Source organism: Wolbachia endosymbiont of Frankliniella intonsa (genome assembly GCF_029856955.1).
Lineage (GTDB): Bacteria > Pseudomonadota > Alphaproteobacteria > Rickettsiales > Anaplasmataceae > Wolbachia.
Map to the genome: position 1 here is coordinate 550,480 of NZ_CP097148.1, position 19,758 is coordinate 570,237.

16 protein-coding genes, 2 tRNA genes and 4 pseudogenes are annotated in these 19,758 nt (G+C 34.3%); 13 read left to right on the plus strand and 9 right to left on the minus strand.

What is annotated here, in order from left to right:
* Positions 1-176: 176 nt before the first annotated feature.
* Positions 177-533: pseudogene (locus M3L71_RS03120) on the minus strand (magnesium chelatase domain-containing protein); the annotation flags it as partial.
* 120 nt (positions 534-653) lie between these two features.
* On the opposite strand from M3L71_RS03120, the gene M3L71_RS03125 reads away from it, so the two are divergent.
* Positions 654-1,490 (plus strand): polysaccharide deacetylase family protein, encoded by an 837-nt coding sequence (locus M3L71_RS03125; RefSeq protein ID WP_349292708.1) that lies wholly within the window; start codon positions 654-656, stop codon positions 1,488-1,490.
* Complete coding sequence (locus M3L71_RS03130) at positions 1,445-3,001, plus strand: penicillin-binding transpeptidase domain-containing protein (protein WP_280143960.1); 1,557 nt, start codon at positions 1,445-1,447, stop codon at positions 2,999-3,001. Before M3L71_RS03125 ends, M3L71_RS03130 begins: the two co-directional genes overlap by 46 nt.
* 99 nt (positions 3,002-3,100) lie before the next feature.
* On the opposite strand, the gene lon is transcribed toward M3L71_RS03130, so the two are convergent.
* From lon to M3L71_RS03155, 5 genes are all read right to left on the minus strand, one after another.
* Entirely contained in the window at positions 3,101-5,557 is a 2,457-nt protein-coding gene (gene lon / locus M3L71_RS03135) for an endopeptidase La (protein ID WP_280143961.1), read from the minus strand.
* Between the two features lie 15 nt (positions 5,558-5,572).
* Entirely contained in the window at positions 5,573-6,850 is a 1,278-nt protein-coding gene (gene clpX / locus M3L71_RS03140) for an ATP-dependent Clp protease ATP-binding subunit ClpX (RefSeq protein ID WP_280143962.1), read from the minus strand.
* Complete coding sequence (gene clpP, locus M3L71_RS03145) at positions 6,850-7,476, minus strand: ATP-dependent Clp endopeptidase proteolytic subunit ClpP (RefSeq protein WP_280143963.1); 627 nt, start codon at positions 7,474-7,476, stop codon at positions 6,850-6,852. Before clpP ends, clpX begins: the two co-directional genes overlap by 1 nt.
* An 11-nt stretch (positions 7,477-7,487) precedes the next feature.
* Positions 7,488-8,831, minus strand: a complete 1,344-nt coding sequence (tig, locus tag M3L71_RS03150) for a trigger factor (protein WP_280143964.1) — start codon at positions 8,829-8,831, stop codon at positions 7,488-7,490.
* Between the two features lie 155 nt (positions 8,832-8,986).
* A tRNA-Leu gene (locus M3L71_RS03155) sits at positions 8,987-9,068 on the minus strand.
* A 256-nt stretch (positions 9,069-9,324) separates the two neighbouring features.
* Here M3L71_RS03155 and M3L71_RS03160 point away from each other — a divergent pair.
* Positions 9,325-9,924: a BON domain-containing protein gene (locus M3L71_RS03160; RefSeq protein WP_010406846.1), complete on the plus strand. Its 600-nt coding sequence runs from the start codon at positions 9,325-9,327 to the stop codon at positions 9,922-9,924.
* A 211-nt stretch (positions 9,925-10,135) separates the two neighbouring features.
* Here M3L71_RS03160 and M3L71_RS03165 read toward each other — a convergent pair.
* Together M3L71_RS03165 and M3L71_RS03170 are read right to left on the minus strand one after the other, a co-directional pair.
* Positions 10,136-10,237, minus strand: a pseudogene (locus M3L71_RS03165) (IS5/IS1182 family transposase); the annotation flags it as partial.
* Between the two features lie 95 nt (positions 10,238-10,332).
* Positions 10,333-10,551: pseudogene (locus M3L71_RS03170) on the minus strand (transposase); the annotation flags it as partial.
* Between the two features lie 103 nt (positions 10,552-10,654).
* Here M3L71_RS03170 and M3L71_RS03175 point away from each other — a divergent pair.
* Positions 10,655-11,980: pseudogene (locus tag M3L71_RS03175) on the plus strand (IS4 family transposase).
* Between the two features lie 113 nt (positions 11,981-12,093).
* On the opposite strand, the gene prmC reads toward M3L71_RS03175, so the two are convergent.
* On the minus strand, positions 12,094-12,945 hold the full coding sequence (gene prmC / locus M3L71_RS03180; protein WP_264374995.1) for a peptide chain release factor N(5)-glutamine methyltransferase: 852 nt from the start codon (positions 12,943-12,945) through the stop codon (positions 12,094-12,096).
* Between the two features lie 442 nt (positions 12,946-13,387).
* Here prmC and rpsL point away from each other — a divergent pair, with 442 nt between their 5' ends.
* From rpsL to rplA, 9 genes are all read left to right on the plus strand, one after another.
* Entirely contained in the window at positions 13,388-13,762 is a 375-nt protein-coding gene (gene rpsL, locus M3L71_RS03185; RefSeq protein ID WP_010406837.1) for a 30S ribosomal protein S12, read from the plus strand.
* A 5-nt stretch (positions 13,763-13,767) separates the two neighbouring features.
* The gene (rpsG, locus tag M3L71_RS03190) at positions 13,768-14,244 is read left to right on the plus strand and encodes a 30S ribosomal protein S7 (protein WP_280143965.1); all 477 of its coding nucleotides are present in this window, start codon (positions 13,768-13,770) and stop codon (positions 14,242-14,244) included.
* A 21-nt stretch (positions 14,245-14,265) separates the two neighbouring features.
* The gene (fusA, locus tag M3L71_RS03195; RefSeq protein WP_280143966.1) at positions 14,266-16,341 is read left to right on the plus strand and encodes an elongation factor G; all 2,076 of its coding nucleotides are present in this window, start codon (positions 14,266-14,268) and stop codon (positions 16,339-16,341) included.
* Between the two features lie 12 nt (positions 16,342-16,353).
* Complete coding sequence (gene tuf, locus M3L71_RS03200) at positions 16,354-17,526, plus strand: elongation factor Tu (protein WP_280143440.1); 1,173 nt, start codon at positions 16,354-16,356, stop codon at positions 17,524-17,526.
* Between the two features lie 12 nt (positions 17,527-17,538).
* Positions 17,539-17,611 (plus strand) — tRNA-Trp (locus M3L71_RS03205).
* Positions 17,612-17,630: 19 nt separating this feature from the next.
* On the plus strand, positions 17,631-17,831 hold the full coding sequence (gene secE, locus M3L71_RS03210) for a preprotein translocase subunit SecE (RefSeq protein ID WP_280143967.1): 201 nt from the start codon (positions 17,631-17,633) through the stop codon (positions 17,829-17,831).
* Positions 17,821-18,657: a transcription termination/antitermination protein NusG gene (gene nusG, locus M3L71_RS03215; RefSeq protein WP_280143968.1), complete on the plus strand. Its 837-nt coding sequence runs from the start codon at positions 17,821-17,823 to the stop codon at positions 18,655-18,657. Before secE ends, nusG begins: the two co-directional genes overlap by 11 nt.
* Positions 18,658-18,659: 2 nt before the next feature.
* Positions 18,660-19,100 (plus strand): 50S ribosomal protein L11, encoded by a 441-nt coding sequence (locus tag M3L71_RS03220; protein WP_010406829.1) that lies wholly within the window; start codon positions 18,660-18,662, stop codon positions 19,098-19,100.
* 4 nt (positions 19,101-19,104) lie between these two features.
* Positions 19,105-19,758: a 50S ribosomal protein L1 gene (gene rplA / locus M3L71_RS03225; RefSeq protein WP_280143969.1), complete on the plus strand. Its 654-nt coding sequence runs from the start codon at positions 19,105-19,107 to the stop codon at positions 19,756-19,758.

The following is a 19,758-nucleotide window of genomic DNA, read 5'->3' on the forward strand; positions in this document are numbered from 1 at the left end:
GTATCATTGTATTAGTACATTCTTTGCAAAATAACCTGCAATTATTACTTTTTTAAATAACTTGCACTTTTCAGACTCCCTTTTCTTAAAAATTCACCCTAGTATTTACCATAATTATCAATCACTTCAAATTTTTTGTCCAATCTTAACTTCTCTTTCCCTTAACTTAATGGCAGTGAGATTGGTATGACTCTGCTGTCTAGTGCAAGCTCGCCCATAATTATATAAGACTGAACTTTTTCAACTGGTATCACATTCATTACAACAAGCAATCCAACAGCAATAGCTAAATCATAATGACTACCTTCTTTAAGCAAATCCGCAGGGGAAAGATTAACCGTAATCCTTTTTGGAGGTAACAGAAGATTGATTGAATTTAACGCTGCTCTGATGCGCTCTCTGGATTCTGCAACAGTTTTATCCGGCAGTCCAACAATATTAAAAGCTGGAATACCATTTGCCATGTGAATTTGTGCATTAACATTTACTGTGATGGTTCCCTGAAGTGCAACGGTATTTATATTTGCAATCATACTATATTATATAAAGTTATTAATATAATATATTGATAAAGTAACGAAGTAAACGGCAGCTGTTAAAAGTGGTTTAATTTAGCAAAAAAGTGTAGTAGTCTATCACTTTGCTGATTATATATGTTTATAAGAATAATCGCTTTTCTTTTGCTATATTCAAGCGCAGTTTTCTGTAGTGATTGTAACTTTAACTTACCATATCGTGGGCTCAGTTGTGATTTGGATCTATCATATAGAAATTTAAGTAATATAAAGAAATTATTGAATAACAAAGATAAGTTTGTTGCACTTACGTTTGATGATGGACCGTCTTATAATAGAGCAGGAGATATTATTAATATTCTGGAGAGCAATAAAACAAAAGCGACATTTTTTGCGCTTGGTGGACGTATAAATAAAAAAACATGTGAGATAGTAAAGAAAATCCATGAAGCAGGTCATGAGTTAGGCAATCACTCTTGGTCGCATAGGAAGTTGACATCACTTTCAAGTGAGGAACAATTGCAAGAGCTGGAAAAGACAAATATAGCAATTAAAAATGTAACAGAACAGAATGTAAAATGGTTTCGTCCACCATATGGATGTCACAATGATAATTTGATCGAAAATACTAATCGATTAAATATGTGTTCCATACTATGGACAGTTGATTCTCTGGACTGGCAAGGCGATAAATCAGAGATTCTGGTTGAAAGAGTTTTAAGCAATGTACATAATGGAGCGATTATATTGTTCCATGATCACGATAACAAATCAAATACAGTTGAAGCTTTACCTCAGATTATTAAAATACTAAAAAAATGGGGTTATGAGCTTGTTACCTTAAGTGATTGGGAAAAGAGAATTTGTGATGTGGTGAAAGCTAGAAATATGCCAATAAAAGGAGAAGGAGTGCATTCTAAAGGAATTCTATGTGGACAAAAAACAAGGTCTTCAACCGCAGGGCATTCATATTAGGTGGTATTCAGCTTGCTATTTCTGCTATTTTTAGTTATAGGTTGTATACTTTACAAGTACGAGATAGACAAAAATATGAAGTGCTATCCAATAATAATAGGATAAAAGTTGTTACTATTGTGCCTAAACGAGGTAGGATTTTGGATAGGAATAGCGTTGAACTCGCAGTAAACAAAATTTCGTATATTGTTTTATTTGATGGGCAAAAAACCTTTACTAGGGAAGTTGATTTGCAGATGTTATCAGAAATTAAACCTGATGCAACAAAATCATCAGATACAAAAATAACTGCTCTTTATAAACGTTATTACCCGTTTGGTTCGATATGTTCTCATATAATCGGATATACAAAAAGACAGCAAGACATAAATGAAGCAGGGGTTAGTGGAATTGAATATACATATGATCATGTATTAAAAGGCAAGACCGGAAAATCTGAGCAGGAAATAAATTCTAAGAAGCGTATCATGAGAGAGTTATCTAGCATACCGAAGCAAGACGGACAAGATATACAGCTGACAATTGATGTTGATTTACAGAAGAAAATTGCAGAGATATTTAAAGACCACCAAGGTTCCACAGTGGTAATTGATGTAAATAACGGAGAAATTTTAGCATTATATAATTCACCTTCTTACGATAATAATCTTTTCACTAGCAGATTGTCAAATGAAACTTGGAAAAATTTAAACAATCTTTCATTACCGCTTGTAAACCGTGCATTATCATATCAAATTCCACCTGGTTCAATATTTAAAATAATAGATGCGCTTGCGGGTTTAAAAGATGGAATAATAACACCAGAAGAAAAGTTCTCGTGTAGGGGCTATATGAAAATAGGTGAACGAAAATTTCGTTGCCTAAAAAGCAAAGTCCATGGATATGTATCTTTAAACGAGGCAATGGCCTTCTCATGCAACACTTACTTTTATAATATAGGAAAAAAAATAAATGTAGATTCTCTACTAGAAATGGCTAGCAAATTTGGTATAGGAAGTGGAGCATTAATTGGAATGTTTAAGGAAGAAGCTCCGGGATTGTTGCCTGATGTGGATTGGCGTGCACGCAAGCTATATTCAGAGTGGTATTTAGGTGATACCATTAACTTAGTTATAGGACAAGGGTATTTACTTACAACTCCATTACAGCTTGCGGTTCTTGCAGCGAGGGTTGCAACAGGAAAGGAGGTAATTCCCCACATTGAGATGAGTAAATCAGGGCAAGACTTTCTTGATATTGATGTGAATCATGAGCATCTTAGTGTGGTTCGAAAAGCTATGTTTGACGTGGTGAATTCTAACTATAGAAAAGGACTAGGCAGTATACAAATTGCTGGCAAAACCGGAACACCAGAGATAAACTCTAAAGGTGAAAGTCATAAATTGTTTATCGCTTATGGCCCCTACCATGATCCGCGCTATGCAATCTCAGTGTTTATAGAACATGGTAAAACTCCACGCCAAGATGTTGCAATTGCTAGTGAGATATTGCAATATATGCTTGAAAAATGAACTTATGAAATTGCCATATATGTTACTTGTAATTTATATATTCAAATCAGAGCTTTGAGGTTAAAAAAAAGAAACGAAAATTGCATAAACCTTTTCAATTTAGTGCTTTAATGTTTCTGATGAAGGGAAGGTATTATCCTTATTTTCTATGGAGGTAGACACACTAATTTCGTTATTATCATCAATTGAAGTAATAGGGTGCATCAAAGCAACTTTTATAACTTCATCAATATTCTCAGCAAAAATTACATTGATTTCTTCTTTTATATTTGCAGGAATCTCTTGCATATCTTTCTCATTTTCACCTGGTATAATCACAGTTTTGATTGATCCTCTTAGCGCAGCAAGCAATTTTTCTCTCAAACCCCCAATAGCCAACACTCTACCACGCAATGTTACTTCACCTGTCATAGCAACACTTTTGTTAACTGGTATATTTGTCATAAGAGAAACAATAGATGTACATACTGCACTGCCAGCAGAGGGACCATCTTTTGGCACAGCACCCTCAGGTACATGCAAATGTATATCATTATTTTGAAATTTTTCGGGTTTTATACCGAAAAATAAACAATTTGATCGCACATAACTATACGCAGCTTTTATAGACTCTTGCATAACCTCTCCAAGCTTTCCTGTGTATTTTATTTCCCCCTTGCCCGGAATTAGGACTGACTCTATCATTAAAATATCACCACCTGTTTCAGTATAGGCGAGACCAGTTACTACCCCTACCAAACTCTCATTTTCTGCAATGCCAAAGGTATACTTACGTACCCCTAGGTAATCTTGTAAATTACCAACCTCTACGGATATTTTCTTATTTTTATCAGTTAATATTGCTTTAACTGCTTTTCTCATGAGCTTTGCAAGTTCCCTTTCCATGCTTCGCACGCCGCTCTCACGTGTATATAAACGTATCAACTCGTATAATGCTTCATTAGTTATTTTCCACTCCTTCTGATGCAAACCATGCTCTTTTTTTAATTTTGGAATAAGGTGATGCGTAGCAATACTGATCTTCTCATCTTCGCTATATCCAGATAATTGTATAATTTCCATCCTATCACGCAAAGGATGTGGCAAATTTAAGCTGTTTGCCGTAGCTACAAACATTACACTTGAAAGATCAAATTCAACTTCCAAGTAATGATCCGTAAAGTGTTTATTGTGCTCAGTATCCAAAACCTCAAGTAATGCAGATGCAGGATCACCACGCGAATCAGAACCCATCTTATCTATTTCATCAAGCAGGAAAAGCGGGTTGCATGAATTAGCTTTTTTCATGTGTTGAATGATTTTACCAGGCATTGAGCCAATATAAGTTTTCCTGTGTCCTCGTATTTCAGACTCATCACGTATACCACCAAGAGATATGCGAACAAAATCTCTTCCTACTGCTTTTGCCATAGACTTAGCTAAAGAAGTTTTACCAACACCAGGTGGTCCAACTAAGCAAAGTATAGGACCCTTTATCTCTTTTACTCTCTTTAATACTGCTAAAAATTCTATTATTCTATCTTTTACTTTCTCTATGCCATAATGATTTTCATCTAAGATTTTTTTAGCCGCATTTAAGTTAATTTTTGCATCTTTGTACTTTCCCCATGGCAAATCAAGCAACCAATGCAAGTAACTAGATATAACTGTTGCTTCAGGAGAAATGGGATTCATTTTCTTATATCTCTTTAAGTCAGTTATGGCTTTCTCTTTTGCTTCCTCAGAAAGCTTTGTTTCATTTATCTTTTTTTCAAATTCATTGAGTATATTCCCTTCATCTCCATTTTCAAACTCACCTAATTCTTTCTGTATAGCTTTTAATTGCTCATTAAGGTAGTAAACTTTTTGAGTACTTTCAACCTGTGATTTAATTGTCTTATACAAGCGGTTTTGTGCACTCAAAATACTTATTTCTCTCTCAATAAGAGCAAAAACTTTTTTTAAACGCTCTTTTGGGTTATAAACTTCAAGTATGTTTTGCTTATCTGATACCTTTATATTTAAGTGCGAAGCTATCACATCTACAATTTGATTAACCTCTTTAACTTGATCAATGGGGTCAATAATAATCTCGGGTCGACTTTTCTTGCTTAGTTTACACCAATTGTCGAATGCATCTATAACAGAACGCCTTAAAGCTTCTAAATCAATATTATCTTCATTTTCTCCATACTCATAATGACCATCTAACGCTACTCTGGCCTGTAACAAAGTGTGAGAGCTAATATATTCTATAACTCTTCCCCTTCTTACCCCATGAATCATGACTTTTACTGCATTGTCAGGCAGTTTTATTAATGGTTGTATAATGTTTGCTAACACGCCTACTTCATAAAGATTCTCTGGCTCTGGATTATCAATAGAACCATCTTTTTGTGCTATGAGAAAAATCTCGTTTTGGTGACTACTGCTACTTATTGCATACTCTAGTGCATGAACAGATTTTTCTCTACCTACGAATAAAGGCAACATTATATTTGGAAAAATTACTACATCTCTTAGAGGTAATACTGGTAATACAGTAGAATTAAAGTTTACAGCACGTCCAATACTCATAATATATGCCTCAAATTAATCATTAACCGTTATAACACTACCCTTATTATTATGATTAATCGTCGCTTTACCTAATTCTACCATTTTCTTAGTAACCGTTATAGCGCTACCTTCAAAACCTCCATTGCCGGATATATACATAACATCAAGCAAAAGTGACTCTAAGATAGCACGTAACATCCTTGCACCTGTTTTATAGCTTATAGCTTTTTTAGCAATAGCTGATATTGCTTCATCTGAAAACTCAAGGTTTACTTTACTAAATGCAAGCAATGCTTTATATTGTTTTACTAGCGCATTTCTTGGCTCTGTCAACACATGTATTAAATCCTCGTGATCCAGCTCATCTAGAACAGCAGTTATTGGAACCCGTCCTACAAATTCGGGTATCAAACCGAATTTGATTAAGTCCTCAGGTTGAACATCGCGTAAAGCATTTTTTTTCTTTTGTGCTTTAGACTGACTTATATCCGCTCCAAAGCCAACTGATGTTCCCTTTTTTCTTGCCTCAATAATTTTATTTAGGCCTTCAAAAGCTCCTCCACAAATAAATAGTATGTTACTAGTGTCTACTTGTATAAACTCTTGTTGCGGGTGTTTTCGCCCTCCTTGTGGAGGAACATAAGCAACCGCACCTTCCATGATTTTTAGTAGAGCTTGTTGGACCCCTTCACCTGAAACATCACGGGTTATTGAAGCGCTTTCAGACTTTCTTGTGATCTTGTCTATTTCATCGATAAACACTATACCATGCTGTGCCTTTGCAACATCATAATTTGCAGCTTGTAATAGACGTGACAACACGCTTTCTACATCATCACCTACATAACCTGCCTCAGTCAAAGTTGTCGCATCGGCCATAGCAAATGGCACATCCGAAACTTTAGCAAGTGTTTTTGCTAGCAAAGTCTTACCAGAACCAGTAGGGCCAATAAGCATTATATTTGACTTCTCAATGTCAATATCACTTATAGAATGAAGTTGCACCATGGATTGACAATGGTTATACATAGCCACAGATAAAACGCGTTGCGCATGTTCCTGACCTACAACATGCTTACTAAGAAAAATTTTTATATCTTCAGGTTTCTTTAGTAATAGCTTCATATCAGATATATGATCTGAATTAAAAGCTCTCTCTTTCTTTTGACTTATTGCTTTATGGGATAACTCTATGCATTCATTACAAATGAACACCTTTAAACCATCTGAAGAGTTAGTAATCAATTTATCTACTTCGTTTTGTGCCTTGTTACAAAAAGAACAGTAGTGTAAATCATTATTTTTATCCATTAAACTACCTTTTGTTTAACTTTAATGTTTTCAATCTTAATATCTTTACGCTCAGCTATTACTTTATCAATCAAGCCAATTTCCATTGCTTCTATAGGATCCAAAAATTTATCTCTTTCCATCATTCCTTCAATCTTCTTGAGTGAATGCCCAGTATGTTTTTCATAAATTTGATTTAGCTTTTTCTTAATTCGCAAAATTTCCTTAGCATGTATTTCTATATCAGTTGCTTGACCTTGATAACCACCAGATGGTTGATGTATCATAATTCTTGAATGAGGTAGAGAGTGGCGCTTACCTTTCGCACCAGCTGCAAGCAACAAAGAACCCATAGATGCAGCTTGACCTATACATAAAGTTGAAACGTCTGGCCTTATGTACTGCATTGTATCATAGATTGATAAACCAGCAGTTACAACACCGCCTGGCGAATTAATATACATATGAATGTCTTTATCAGGATTTTCCGATTCTAAAAATAAAAGCTGTGCTACTATTACGCTGGCCATGTTGTCTTCAATAGGGCCAGTTACGAAAATTATTCTTTCTTTTACTAGCCTTGAATATATGTCATAAGCCCGCTCACCGCGACTAGTTTGTTCAACTACAATTGGTATAAGAGTCATACCTTTTCCTATCAAATATTATCAAATAATTCCTTTAATTCTTTCACAGAAACAATCTGTTCTTCTTTACTAGCTTTTTCTATCATATAATCTGTCACTTTATACTCAAGCGCTTGCCCTCTAACTAATTCCTGAAATTGTCCGTCTGATTTAAAATGTTTAAATACTCTGTCAAATGATACATCTTTACTGACATATTGATTTACAATAACATTCATAATATCACTTTGAGTTAATGATATTTCATGTTCTTTACTGAACTCCATAAATAGCATTGCAAGCTTTACACGTCTTTCAGATTCTTTACAAGAATCATCCTTAGCATTCAACTCTCTTTCCACTCTCTGCTGTTCCTGTTTTACTACTTCTATAGGCAAATCAAAACTATAACTAGCATCCAAACAATCAAATAGCTCTTTCTTAATTAAGAGATCTCCCATTTCTTTACACTGATTATCAATTACTTCTTTTACATGATTTATTAGCGAAGAATGATCTTCAAAACCAATTCTCCTAGCTATTTCATTATCACTTTGCAAATCTTCGGCAATCTGAATATCATTAACTCGAACAGAAAAAGCAGCCTCCTGCCCCGCAAGGGAAATTACCTGGTAATCTTCAGGAAATCTCAACTTAAAGCTTTTTGTTTCCCCTTTTTTCATGCCAATTAATTGATCTTCAAAACCATTTATAAATGTTCCAGATCCTAAATTAACAGTAAAATTTTTGCCACTTCCACCTTGAAAGAGCTTATTTCTAATTCGCCCTTCAAAGTCAATTATCAGTTTATCCTCGTTTTTTGCTTGATAAGAAGCATCATCAACAGAGACAAAGTTAGGAAATTTTGTTTTTATAGAATCAATAAATTCTTTTATGTCTCCCTCTTTGATTTTTGCCTTAACTTTCTTCAAATTTATTTTATCAAGATCTATTACTGGCACTTTTGGCATCGATTCAAAAGATAATTTGTACAGAAAGTCGCCTTTTTCATCCTTTTTATCCAGGTTTGGTAATGACATAATATCAACCTTAGGATGGATGTGAGACTTAACTTCGATTTTTTTCATTAAATCACTTGAGCAATAGTCAATCGTATCTTTTATCACATATTCCAAAGCTTCGTTTTTATAATTTGTAACAACAAGATCGTAAGGCATCTTTCCGGATCTAAATCCAGGCAATTTTGCATCCTTCGCTATTTCTTGTAATCTAGAGTTTATCTTTTGTTCTATATAATCACTACTAACTATTATTTCATACTCATACTTTAGTTTATCTACACTAAGTTCCTTATAGGTATATATATTACTTAATGTATCTGCTTTGACTGCATTTTGAGTTATATTACTAGACATTACAACCTGTTATCAATATTTTATTTATGTTTTAATAAAGCCATTTTAACAGAATTTAAGTTAAATACAATCCTTAAGAACAGGTTCTTATACAAACAAAAGTGTACTTAGTGATTATAAATTTTCTCTTAAAACCTGAGTTATATGACTTTAAGTGCGGATAGAGGGACTTGAACCCCCACGAGCAAGCTCACCAGGACCTAAACCTGGCACGTCTACCAATTTCGCCATATCCGCAAGAACCCTTCATTAACTTATAGATAACCACTTCTGTCATCTTATGCAATTTAAAGATTAGATTTTAGTACCACAGACTGAACTTATAATACTGGTTAACTCCACTATGAATCTAAGCCTGAATTGCTTTAACTAACATTATTGAGATAAGTACTGTCTTAGAAATATTCAAGGCTTATTCAATTTATAGTATTTACACAATAAAAAAAGCTTATTAATATTCCTTAATTTAAGCTCTAAACTCTGGAAATTAATAATGAGATTAATAGCAAGCTTCTTACTCGCAATTTTTCTGATTACACAGAGTGGCTGTACGACTCTTGTGAGTGGTATAGTGGTAACAGCAACTGCAGCGGCTACAGCAATAACAATGCAAGATAAATCCTTGGGAAACATTATTGATGATACAACTATAGTAATAAGAATCAATAAGGGACTCTTAAAACACGGACTGTTCTCATCTATAAAAGTTAAAGTGAGTGAAGGAAGAGTATTACTCATTGGAAATGTTGATAATCATGAAAAGCAACTCACAGCAGAGAAAATAGCTTGGCAGCAAAAAGAGATTAAAGAAGTGATAAATGAAATAAGAGTCACACCAATTAAAATGGCTTCTATGCTAGATGTTACTGTAGATGGTATGATAACAGCAGAGATAAGCACGAGGCTTCTGGGAAAAAGAAATATTAAATCAATTAATTATAGCGTTAATACAGTTGATAGAGTCGTTTATTTGATGGGTATAGCTCAAAATAAGGCGGAATTAAAAGCTGTAATAGCAATTGCAAGAAAAGTAAAAGGAGTAAAGCAAGTTGTAAGCTATGTGAGATATAGACATAGCAAATTGCGTCATTGATGAAAATTTACTTGAGTGTTAGTACCATGTAGCTAAGCCATAAAACTCCTTTACAAATTTCGTCAGTTCATTCTTATGGTATGTATAACAATGTTACAAAAAATAATATCATAGAATTCAATAGAATAATTCCTAGAAAATCTCTACATACTAAAAAAAGTAAAATGCTATTTAACACTCCCAAGCTTAAGAATAAATAGCAAACATCTATATCTTGTGCGATATGGCGTTTTATTCCTGAGATTTTTTTACCAGCGTCATAGCCTTGTTCTTCATCAGTGTCTGCATTCTTTACACTCTGAGTGTCAATTATGCAAAAGCTGATTTTTTCTTTCCAAACATTGTTTTGTCGGACCACACTAACTATTTTTTTAACATGCACTCCAAAATACTTTTTTTTATTTCCTTTTACTTTTTCACTCCATTTTTGAAATAATCATAACAATTGCGCCATTTTGGAAACTCTTTTGGTAGCATCCTCCACTGATAACCACTTTTAAGGGCGTACAACACTCCGCAAATATATCATACAAATCAAGTTTTCTTGGTTTTGTTTTTTCCACAAGACTCCAGATCTGGTGAAATAATCTCAAACTTCTCTCGACTTATGTCACTTGGGTATACCATACGCGTCAAGTTAAGGAACTGTGGTAATAAACTTAGTGTAAGGAAGAGAAAGAAAAGATATAAGTTCTCTTAAATCTAACAAAGAAAACGGAGAACTTATACAATGAAAAGAATAGTTTGCATCTCAAAAAAGCTCAAAGAATTTTTTAATGAAAAAGCAGATAAAATCTCAGCTACAACAGGGTTCATAAAAAGAAAGAGGAAGCTAAAAGGCTCGTAGTTCATAAAAGCCATCGTTTTGGGTAATATAGGGGTTGATAATTGTAGTATAGAGACAGTGTGTCAATTATTGAATGAAGACTCGATAAATATAACAAAACAAGGTCTGGACTTTAGATTTACCAAGGAAGCAGTGGAATTTATGAAAAGAATGTATAATGAATCTTTAACGTTACTTAAAAATACCTTACAAGTTGATTGCAGAATCTTGAAGCACTTTGGAGGTGTTAAATTATTAGACAGCAGCTACATTAGCTTACCTAACAGTATGGAAGACATGTATAAAGGTTATGGTACCAGCTACAGTGGTTATGAAAGCAATACTAAGTCTGGAATAAAGTTACAATTAGTTTTTGACTACCTAAACCAGACATTAGACCAGCTTAATATAACTGAAGGAATAAGGTCAGATCAGGGTTATAGAAGCCATTTAAGCAATATATCGAACAACGATTTACTAATATCTGATTTGGGTTATTTTGTGCCAAGTTCTTTTAAACACATCAATGAAATAGGAGCTTATTTCATAAGTCGTTATAAATCCGATACTAACATATATGATATAGAGACAGGTCAAAAATAGATTTACTAGAACATTTGGGAGATCGATCTTTTCTAGAACAGGAGGTATTGTTAGGAAAAGAGACAAGGGTTAAAGTAAGAATTATATTTAAAAACTAACTGAAGAACAAGCTGTGGCTAGAAGAAGAAAGGCTAATAGGTTAGCAAGATCACATGGATACACATCTTCTCAAAGGAACCAAAAGTTACTAAATTGGTCAATATTTATAACTAATGTTCCAAAAGTAAGATTAATGCTGAGCAAATACTAGTAGTTTACCGAATAAGATGGCAAATTGAATTATTGTTCAAATTATATAAGAGTAATATAAGGATTGATAAGCTGAGAGGAAAGCCATACAGAGTATTATGTGAGCTATATGCCAAATTGTGTGCAATTCTTATATTTCATGGAATAGTGGGTTGCACAGAACTGAAAAAAAATACGGAGCTTAGCTTAACAAAGGCATTTATTGAGCTAAAAAGACGGGTTAGAGAGTTATTTTTAGCACTAAATAATAAAATTAAAGGCTTAAATATTTTTCTCAAAAAGCTTACCATAACTTGGTCGCAGTTTTCATTAAAAGACAAGTGCAGAAAAACTAGGGTATCCACCTTAACTTCTCTAAATTTGCTCACAATCTCTTAACTTGACGCGTATGGTTTATTAACACTCCTCATATATCCTAATTTATACACTCTATTTCTTACTTTATGCCTTTCTTGAGATTATGAACGGGTTCTTAGAAAGCTAGCGTTCTACTAGTCATGTTCTTTATCTTGCTTTACAACAATGCATCTTTTCATTCCAGCCAAGTCGTATACGTATTCCTGAAAAACCAGTCCATATAAGGGTATTATTTTGTCAATATTGCTTTGATCTTCGCCTATTTCCAATATCGCAAACCCATCTTTTTTAAGGCACTTTTTCAATATTGGAAAAATACTCAGGTAACAGCTCAATCCATCGATACCACCATCAAGAGCAATTCTTGGCTCTTTTTGCACTTCAGCTTGCAGATCTTTTAACTTACTTCTTTTAATATATGGAGGATTGCTTATTATGAGATCAAATAAATCTCTGCATTCTGTCCACGAATTTGGAAATATTTTAGCTCTGTTGAGAAGATTATGTTTCTTTGTGTTCTGGCAGGTAATTTTGTATGCTTCCAGGCTTTTTTCAAAACCAACTCCAATAGCATATTCATACTCACTAAGTACGGAGATCAACAAACAGCCTGTGCCTGTGCCAAAATCTGCAATTTTTATTTTTTGCTTCTTATTTTGGTAATATTTTAACACTGTTGAAATTACTGTCTCACTATCTGGTCTTGGATCTAGAACATGTTGGTTAACTATAAAATTTTTACTCCAGAATTCACGATTACCTATTATTTGCGATATTGGATATCTTTCTGCTCTTTTTTTTGTTAATTTCCAGAATAGAAGTTCTTTGTTTCTTGGTACCTGATTGATGTGATTCATGATTGTGAATGATCTTTCTACTCCAAGTACGTACTGCATGATGATTTCACAATCCAAATGTGGTGATTCAATTCTATGTGATGATAGTAGCTTTGACCCTTCTTTAATTAAAGCGCTGATTGTTTTCATTATTCTAAAAACGTGTTCCTTGTATTCAAGAACAGCAAAATTGAGTATAGAATTTTGAACTTAGGGTAGCTGCATTAAATCTAAGTGTCAAGAGTAGGATTGTAAAAATCATCCGGCTTTACTGGTAATTCGGTTAGTTCGGTTGGTATTTTTGCATTAATGTTAGAAGCTCTTGGCTCTATTATAAGCATTATTTTCTGCATATTCTCTGATAGCCATCACAGTATATTACTTGTTCCATATCTATATTAATTCGACCACAGCAAGTGATAATTTCTTAATATTAAAACCAATATGCGCTTTAGCATATAATTATCAGTAGCTTTCAAAGCAATTAGGCTGAGATTATTAGAGTAGTAATGTTTATTTTTATATTGACTATTGAGGTTTATTATTTTATAACTAATACTTAGTTATTTTTAGAGTTTTAAGTTTACAGTATATGCCTACGATAAATCAATTAATATGTAAAGGTAGATCGGGGTTAACTCGCAAGAAGAAGGTGCCAGCTTTGGGAAAATGCAATCCTCAAAGAAGGGGTGTTTGCACTAAGGTATATACTACAACTCCTAGAAAGCCTAATTCAGCACTACGTAAGGTAGCTAGAGTAAAGATTAGTGGATACGGTGAAGTGACGGCTTATATACCTGGAGAAGGTCATAATTTACAAGAGCATTCCGTTGTTTTAATACGTGGTGGGCGAGTTAAGGATTTGCCGGGTGTACGTTATCACATAATAAGAGGTGCTCTTGATCTACGTGGCGTGCAAAATCGAAAGAAAGCTCGTTCAAAATATGGTGTAAAGAAATCTGGTTAAAATTTATGGCACGTCGTAATAAAGCAAAAAAAAGAACAAGCCCTGACTCTCGTTATGGTAGTGTCTTGCTTATGCGTTTTATTAATATAATTATGAAATGTGGTAAAAAATCTATTGCAGAAAAGATTGCTTATAGTGCTTTGTCCTTAGCTGAAAAGAAAATAGGCAAAGATGCCTTATCAATTTTTGAAACAGCAGTAGAAAATGTTACCCCTTCTATAGAAGTACGCTCTCGGCGTATTGGTGGTGCAACTTATCAAGTCCCCGTTGAAATTCGTCAAGATAGAGCAATTTCTTTGGCATTAAGGTGGATTGCTAGAGCAACTTCTTCTGCTCGAAAAAAGAGCGGTGGAACTACTGTTTATTGTTTGCAGTCTGAAATATTAGATGCTTATAATAAATGTGGTGGTGCATTTAAGATGTGTGAAGAAAAGTATAAAATGGCTGAAGCTAATAAGGCATTTTCTCATCTTCGTTTTTAATATTAGCTGATTGATTGTGGTATGGAAGTTTTAATATCTAGGTATAGAAATATAGGAATAATGGCTCATATAGATGCTGGCAAGACCACCACAACAGAGCGTATTTTATTTTATACTGGTAAACAAAATAGGATTGGTGAAGTGCACGATGGTGCAGCTTCTATGGATTGGATGGAGCAAGAGAAGGAGCGTGGCATTACAATTACCTCTGCTGCAACAACATGTTTTTGGAATGATCATAGGATTAATATAATAGATACTCCTGGTCATGTTGATTTCACTATTGAAGTTGAGAGATCTTTGAGGGTTTTGGATGGTGCAGTTGCTGTATTTGATGGAGTTGCTGGAGTTGAGCCTCAGTCTGAGACAGTTTGGCGTCAAGCTGATAAATATACCGTTCCTCGTATCTGCTTTGTTAATAAAATGGATAGAATCGGGGCAAATTTTTATCGATGTGTCGATATGATAAAAACGAAGCTTGGCGCATCACCTTTAGTTATTCAGTTGCCAATAGGAAGTGAGAAAGATTTTAAAGGCATAATCGATCTTATTTCTATGAAAGCTATTATATGGCAAGAAGAAACATTAGGTGCTAAATTTTCTCATGAAGATATTCCTTCTGATTTGCTTGATAAGGCTCAAGAGTATCGGAATCTTTTATTAGATGCTGCAGCTGAAATGGATGATGAGGCGATAAATACTTACTTTGAATCTAACGATCTGCCAGTTGATTTATTGAAAAAGTGTGTGAGAAGTGGGACCATTAAAGGAAAATTTGTCCCTGTATTATGTGGGTCAGCTTTTAAAAACAAAGGCGTGCAATCACTTTTAGATGGTGTGGTTGATTTTTTACCCTCTCCTATTGATGTTGATGTAATTATTGGAACTGATCCTAAAGATTCAGAAAAGAAAATTGAGATCAAACCTTCAGAAAAAGAGAAATTCGTTGCTCTTGCGTTTAAAGTGATGACGGATAAATTTGTAGGTAGCTTGACGTTTATTCGTATTTATTCCGGTAAGTTAAAATCTAAATCTGCTGTGTTAAATGCTGGAAAGAATGAGACTGAAGGAATTGGTAGAATGTTGCTTATGCATGCAAATAACAGAGAAGATATAAACGAAGCTAAAGTTGGTGATATAGTTGCCTTAGTTGGATTAAAGAAAACAATTACTGGTGATACTTTATGTTCATCTGATTTTCCTATACTATTAGAGCGTATGGAATTTCCTGATCCTGTTATTGAAACTGCTATAGAACCGAAAACCACCTCAGATCAGGAAAAATTAGGTATTGCTTTGAATAGATTGGTTGCAGAAGATCCTTCTTTAAGGATATCAGTAAATGCGGAGAGTGGGCAGACTATATTGAAAGGTATGGGTGAGCTGCATCTTGAGATTATTATTGATAGAATGAAGCGCGAGTTTAATGTTGAAGCTAACGTTGGTGCGCCTCAAGTTGCATATCGTGAAACTATCACTAAATCTGTTGAAATTGATTACACTCATAAAAAACAATCAGGTGGTGCTGGTCAGTTTGCTAAAGTTAAAATAAAATTCGAACCTCTTGAGCCTGGTTGTGGCTTTCAGTTTGAAAGTAAAATTGTAGGCGGTGCTATTCCAAAAGAGTATATACCTGGAGTGCAAAATGGCTTAGAGTTCATAAAAGAAGGTGGTATAATTTCCGGCTTTCCATTGATTGATTTTAAGGCTACTCTTCTTGATGGTGCTTTTCATGATGTTGATTCTAGTCCTTTGGCTTTTGAACTTGCTGCTAAAGGTGCTTTTAAGGAAATGGCAAATAAAGCTGGTCCAAAAATGCTAGAACCTATAATGAAAGTGGAAATCATTACTCCTGAAGAATATATGGGTGATGTTATGGGTGATATAAATAGTAGAAGAGGCAGTGTTGTTGATATGCTGGATTTAGGTAATAATAGCAAAATAATTACTGCTTCGGTTCCTCTTGCAAATATGTTTGGTTATATAAATGTTTTGCGTTCTATATCTCAGGGAAGAGCTCAGTATAGTATGCATTTTTCTTGTTATGAACAAGTGCCACAATATGTGGTTGATGAGTTAAAGTTAAAATATAATTAAAGGTTAGTAATTATGACAGCGATAGTAGAAGCATTTGGAAAGCCCCATGTAAACGTGGGAACGATAGGACATGTGGATCATGGGAAGACAACGTTAACAGCGGCGATAACAAAGCATTATGGTAATTTTGTAGCATATGATCAAATAGATAAAGCGCCAGAAGAAAGAAAGAGAGGTATAACAATAGCAACAGCGCATGTTGAATATCAAACAGAAAAGAGACACTATGCACACGTTGATTGCCCTGGACATGCTGATTATGTAAAGAATATGATAGTAGGTGCAGCGCAGATGGATGCAGCGATATTGGTAGTGTCAGGGGTTGATGGGCCGATGCCACAAACGAGAGAGCATATATTGCTGGCAAAACAGGTGGGTGTTGGATATATCGTGGTATATATAAATAAAGCTGATGTTGCTGATGCTGATATGATAGATTTGGTAGAAATGGAAGTGAGAGAGTTGCTGAGTAAGTATGGATTTCCAGGTGATGAAGTGCCTATGATAGTTGGGTCTGCGTTAAAAGCATTAGAGGATGATGGTAGTGAGTATGGAAAGAAATCAATAGATAAATTGATGGAGAAGTTAGATGAGTATGTGGCAGTACCTCCAAGGCCTATAGATTTGCCGTTTTTATTGCCAATAGAAGATGTATTTTCAATATCGGGCCGAGGAACGGTAGTAACAGGAAGAATAGAGAAGGGGGAGATAAAGACAGGGGATGAGATAGAGATAATAGGTCTGAAAGCGACGCAAAAGACGATATGTACTGGTGTTGAGATGTTTAAGAAGTTGCTAGATAAGGGAAGTGCAGGACTCAATGTAGGAATACTACTAAGAGGAACAAAGAGAGAAGAAGTGGAGAGAGGGCAAGTATTGGCAAAACCAGGGACAATAACTCCGCATAAGAAATTTAATGCGGAGGCGTATATATTGAAGAAAGAAGAAGGAGGAAGGCATACACCATTTTTTGGAAATTATCAGCCACAGTTTTATTTAAGGACAACGGATGTAACTGGGAGCATAAAATTGCTAGATGGAAAGGAGATGGTAATGCCAGGGGACAATGTAAGTATAGAAGTGGAGTTGCAAGTACCAATAGCAATGGATAAAGGATTACGTTTTGCGATAAGAGAAGGTGGTAGAACTGTTGGTTCTGGCGTTGTTTCGGAAATTTTAGAGTAAACTTTGAATTATAGGAGTGTAGCTCAATTGGTAGAGCGCTGGTCTCCAAAACCAGAGGTTGTAGGTTCAATTCCTATCGCTCCTGCATTAATATTATGGTAGAAATGTTAAAAAACCTGTATGTTTTTTTTTGCGACATAAAGCAAGAAATAAGGAGAATTGCTTGGATAAAAAAACAGCAGCTATTGTCATCTTTGTTTATTGTAATAACTGTTATATTATGCTTTTCGATTTTCTTTTGCTTCGTAGATTTTATGTCTCTTTACGTAATTAAGACTTTATTTGGAATTATTTATGGAATATAAGTATAAATGGTATATCATTAAAGTCGATTACGGGTATGAGAAGGATATATGCGAGTTGGCAACCAATACTGTTTACTTTAAGGAGGTGTTTATTCCTTATCAGACAGTATGTGATGTAAAATCTGATATAAAAGAGTTATGTGAAATATATATATGTATGCATCTATGTGATGAAAGTAAAAATATTTTGAATCAAATGACTGGGTTTTGTGGTGATGAGTCTGGTCATTTTGAGATGATTTCAGATGATGAGGTAATTTTAAAACGTAAGGAATTTAATAGATATAAGTGGTACATTTTAAGAGTTGCCTCTAATTATGAAGAGAAAGTGCGCCAATATATATTAGAAAATTCTATGAGATTGAATATTAATAATTATTTTAATAGGGTTTTTATTCCTTGTGAAGAATTAAGTGAGATGGATTTAAAATCTAAAAAAAATGCTAAACGAAGGAAGTCCTTTCCTGGTTATGTCTTTTTATATATGAATTTATGCGATGAGGTATTAAATTTTATTAATAATATACCAAAATCTCTTAAGGTTTATGGATTTTTGAAAAATGGTAATGTTCCAAAGGTGATTGAGGATAATGAGATTCGCTCAATGTGTAGTGCGCTTTACAATGCTCAAGAAACGAAAAAGTTGAGTTATGGTTATGAGAAAGGTGAAAAAGTAAAAATTAATGATGGTCTTTTTCAAAATTTTACTGGTAAGGTAGACATGGTAAATGATGAGAAAAAAATTATTAATGTTGAAGTATCAATCTTAGGTAAGCCAACAATAATAGAGCTTGATTTGGCTCAAGTAGAGAAAATAGAGGATTAATTATGAGTAATGTAGTTGCTAAGATTAACTTGCTTATGGAAGCTGGAAAAGCAGTTCCAGGACCGAAAATTGCTTCAGTACTTGGCCCGCGTGGTATACCTGTTCCTAAATTTTGTGAAGCTTTTAATAAAGCTACTAGCGCTGCTAACGCTAGTTATAAAGTAGGTGATTTAGTAACAGTGAGAATTTCCATAAAGGATGATCGCTCTCATGATTTTACTGTCAGCGGTCCGCCTGTGGCTTATTTGCTTAAGCAGGAAGCTAAATTAAGTAAAGGTTCTGGTAATTCTGGTAAAGAATTAGTGGCTAAATTATCTATGTCTGCTATCATTAAAGTGGCAAAGTGTAAGATGGTTGATATGAAAGTGGATAATGAAGATTCAGCAGTGAAGATGGTTATAGGCACTGCAAAATCTATGGGTATAGAAGTTGTGGAAGGTTAGGTAAATGAGTACATATAATGATAATTTTAAGCAGTGTTTGGAGAAGATTGTTGAGTCTGCTTCAGCAAAATTTAATGAATCAGTTGATATCGCAGTCAATTTAGGTGTAGATTCACGTAAATCTGAAGAGCAGGTGCGTGGTACAGTAGTTTTGCCCAAAGGTATCGGAAAGAATATTAAAGTAGCTGTTTTTGCTCAAGATAAACATTTATTAGAAGCTGAAAAAGCTGGTGCTGATATTACAGGAGGAGAAGATTTAGTTGAAGAGATAAAAAAAGGTAGAAAGTTGAATGTTGATTGGTGCATCACTACTCCTGATTTCATGGCAAAAATCACTCCTATTGCAAAAGTATTGGGTGCTAAAGGGATGATGCCTAACCCTAAATTTGGTACTGTGACTTCTAACATTGCGGAAGCTACTAAAACCATTAAGTCTGGTCAAATAAAATTGAGGACGGATAAAAATGGGGTTATTCATGGTAAATTAGGAAGTATTAAATTTGATATTGATGATTTGTTGGAAAATTTAAAAGCCTTTCTTAAAGTAATTAGAGATAATAAACCTGCTTCTGTGAAAGGAGTTTACTTTAAAAGCATTTTTTTAAATTCAACTATGGGTAAAGCTCATAAAATAAACAAAGTAGAAGATATAATTTAA

What these genes read in the sequence shown, in the direction of transcription:
- M3L71_RS03125 (WP_349292708.1), top strand. Translation starts at nt 654, where the DNA reads ATGTTTATAAGAATAATCGCTTTTCTTTTGCTATATTCAAGCGCAGTT.
- M3L71_RS03130 (WP_280143960.1), top strand. Translation starts at nt 1,445, where the DNA reads ATGTGGACAAAAAACAAGGTCTTCAACCGCAGGGCATTCATATTAGGT.
- lon (WP_280143961.1), bottom strand. Translation starts at nt 5,557, where the DNA reads ATGAGTATTGGACGTGCTGTAAACTTTAATTCTACTGTATTACCAGTA.
- clpX (WP_280143962.1), bottom strand. Translation starts at nt 6,850, where the DNA reads ATGGATAAAAATAATGATTTACACTACTGTTCTTTTTGTAACAAGGCA.
- clpP (WP_280143963.1), bottom strand. Translation starts at nt 7,476, where the DNA reads ATGACTCTTATACCAATTGTAGTTGAACAAACTAGTCGCGGTGAGCGG.
- tig (WP_280143964.1), bottom strand. Translation starts at nt 8,831, where the DNA reads ATGTCTAGTAATATAACTCAAAATGCAGTCAAAGCAGATACATTAAGT.
- M3L71_RS03160 (WP_010406846.1), top strand. Translation starts at nt 9,325, where the DNA reads ATGAGATTAATAGCAAGCTTCTTACTCGCAATTTTTCTGATTACACAG.
- prmC (WP_264374995.1), bottom strand. Translation starts at nt 12,945, where the DNA reads ATGAAAACAATCAGCGCTTTAATTAAAGAAGGGTCAAAGCTACTATCA.
- rpsL (WP_010406837.1), top strand. Translation starts at nt 13,388, where the DNA reads ATGCCTACGATAAATCAATTAATATGTAAAGGTAGATCGGGGTTAACT.
- rpsG (WP_280143965.1), top strand. Translation starts at nt 13,768, where the DNA reads ATGGCACGTCGTAATAAAGCAAAAAAAAGAACAAGCCCTGACTCTCGT.
- fusA (WP_280143966.1), top strand. Translation starts at nt 14,266, where the DNA reads ATGGAAGTTTTAATATCTAGGTATAGAAATATAGGAATAATGGCTCAT.
- tuf (WP_280143440.1), top strand. Translation starts at nt 16,354, where the DNA reads ATGACAGCGATAGTAGAAGCATTTGGAAAGCCCCATGTAAACGTGGGA.
- secE (WP_280143967.1), top strand. Translation starts at nt 17,631, where the DNA reads ATGTTAAAAAACCTGTATGTTTTTTTTTGCGACATAAAGCAAGAAATA.
- nusG (WP_280143968.1), top strand. Translation starts at nt 17,821, where the DNA reads ATGGAATATAAGTATAAATGGTATATCATTAAAGTCGATTACGGGTAT.
- M3L71_RS03220 (WP_010406829.1), top strand. Translation starts at nt 18,660, where the DNA reads ATGAGTAATGTAGTTGCTAAGATTAACTTGCTTATGGAAGCTGGAAAA.
- rplA (WP_280143969.1), top strand. Translation starts at nt 19,105, where the DNA reads ATGAGTACATATAATGATAATTTTAAGCAGTGTTTGGAGAAGATTGTT.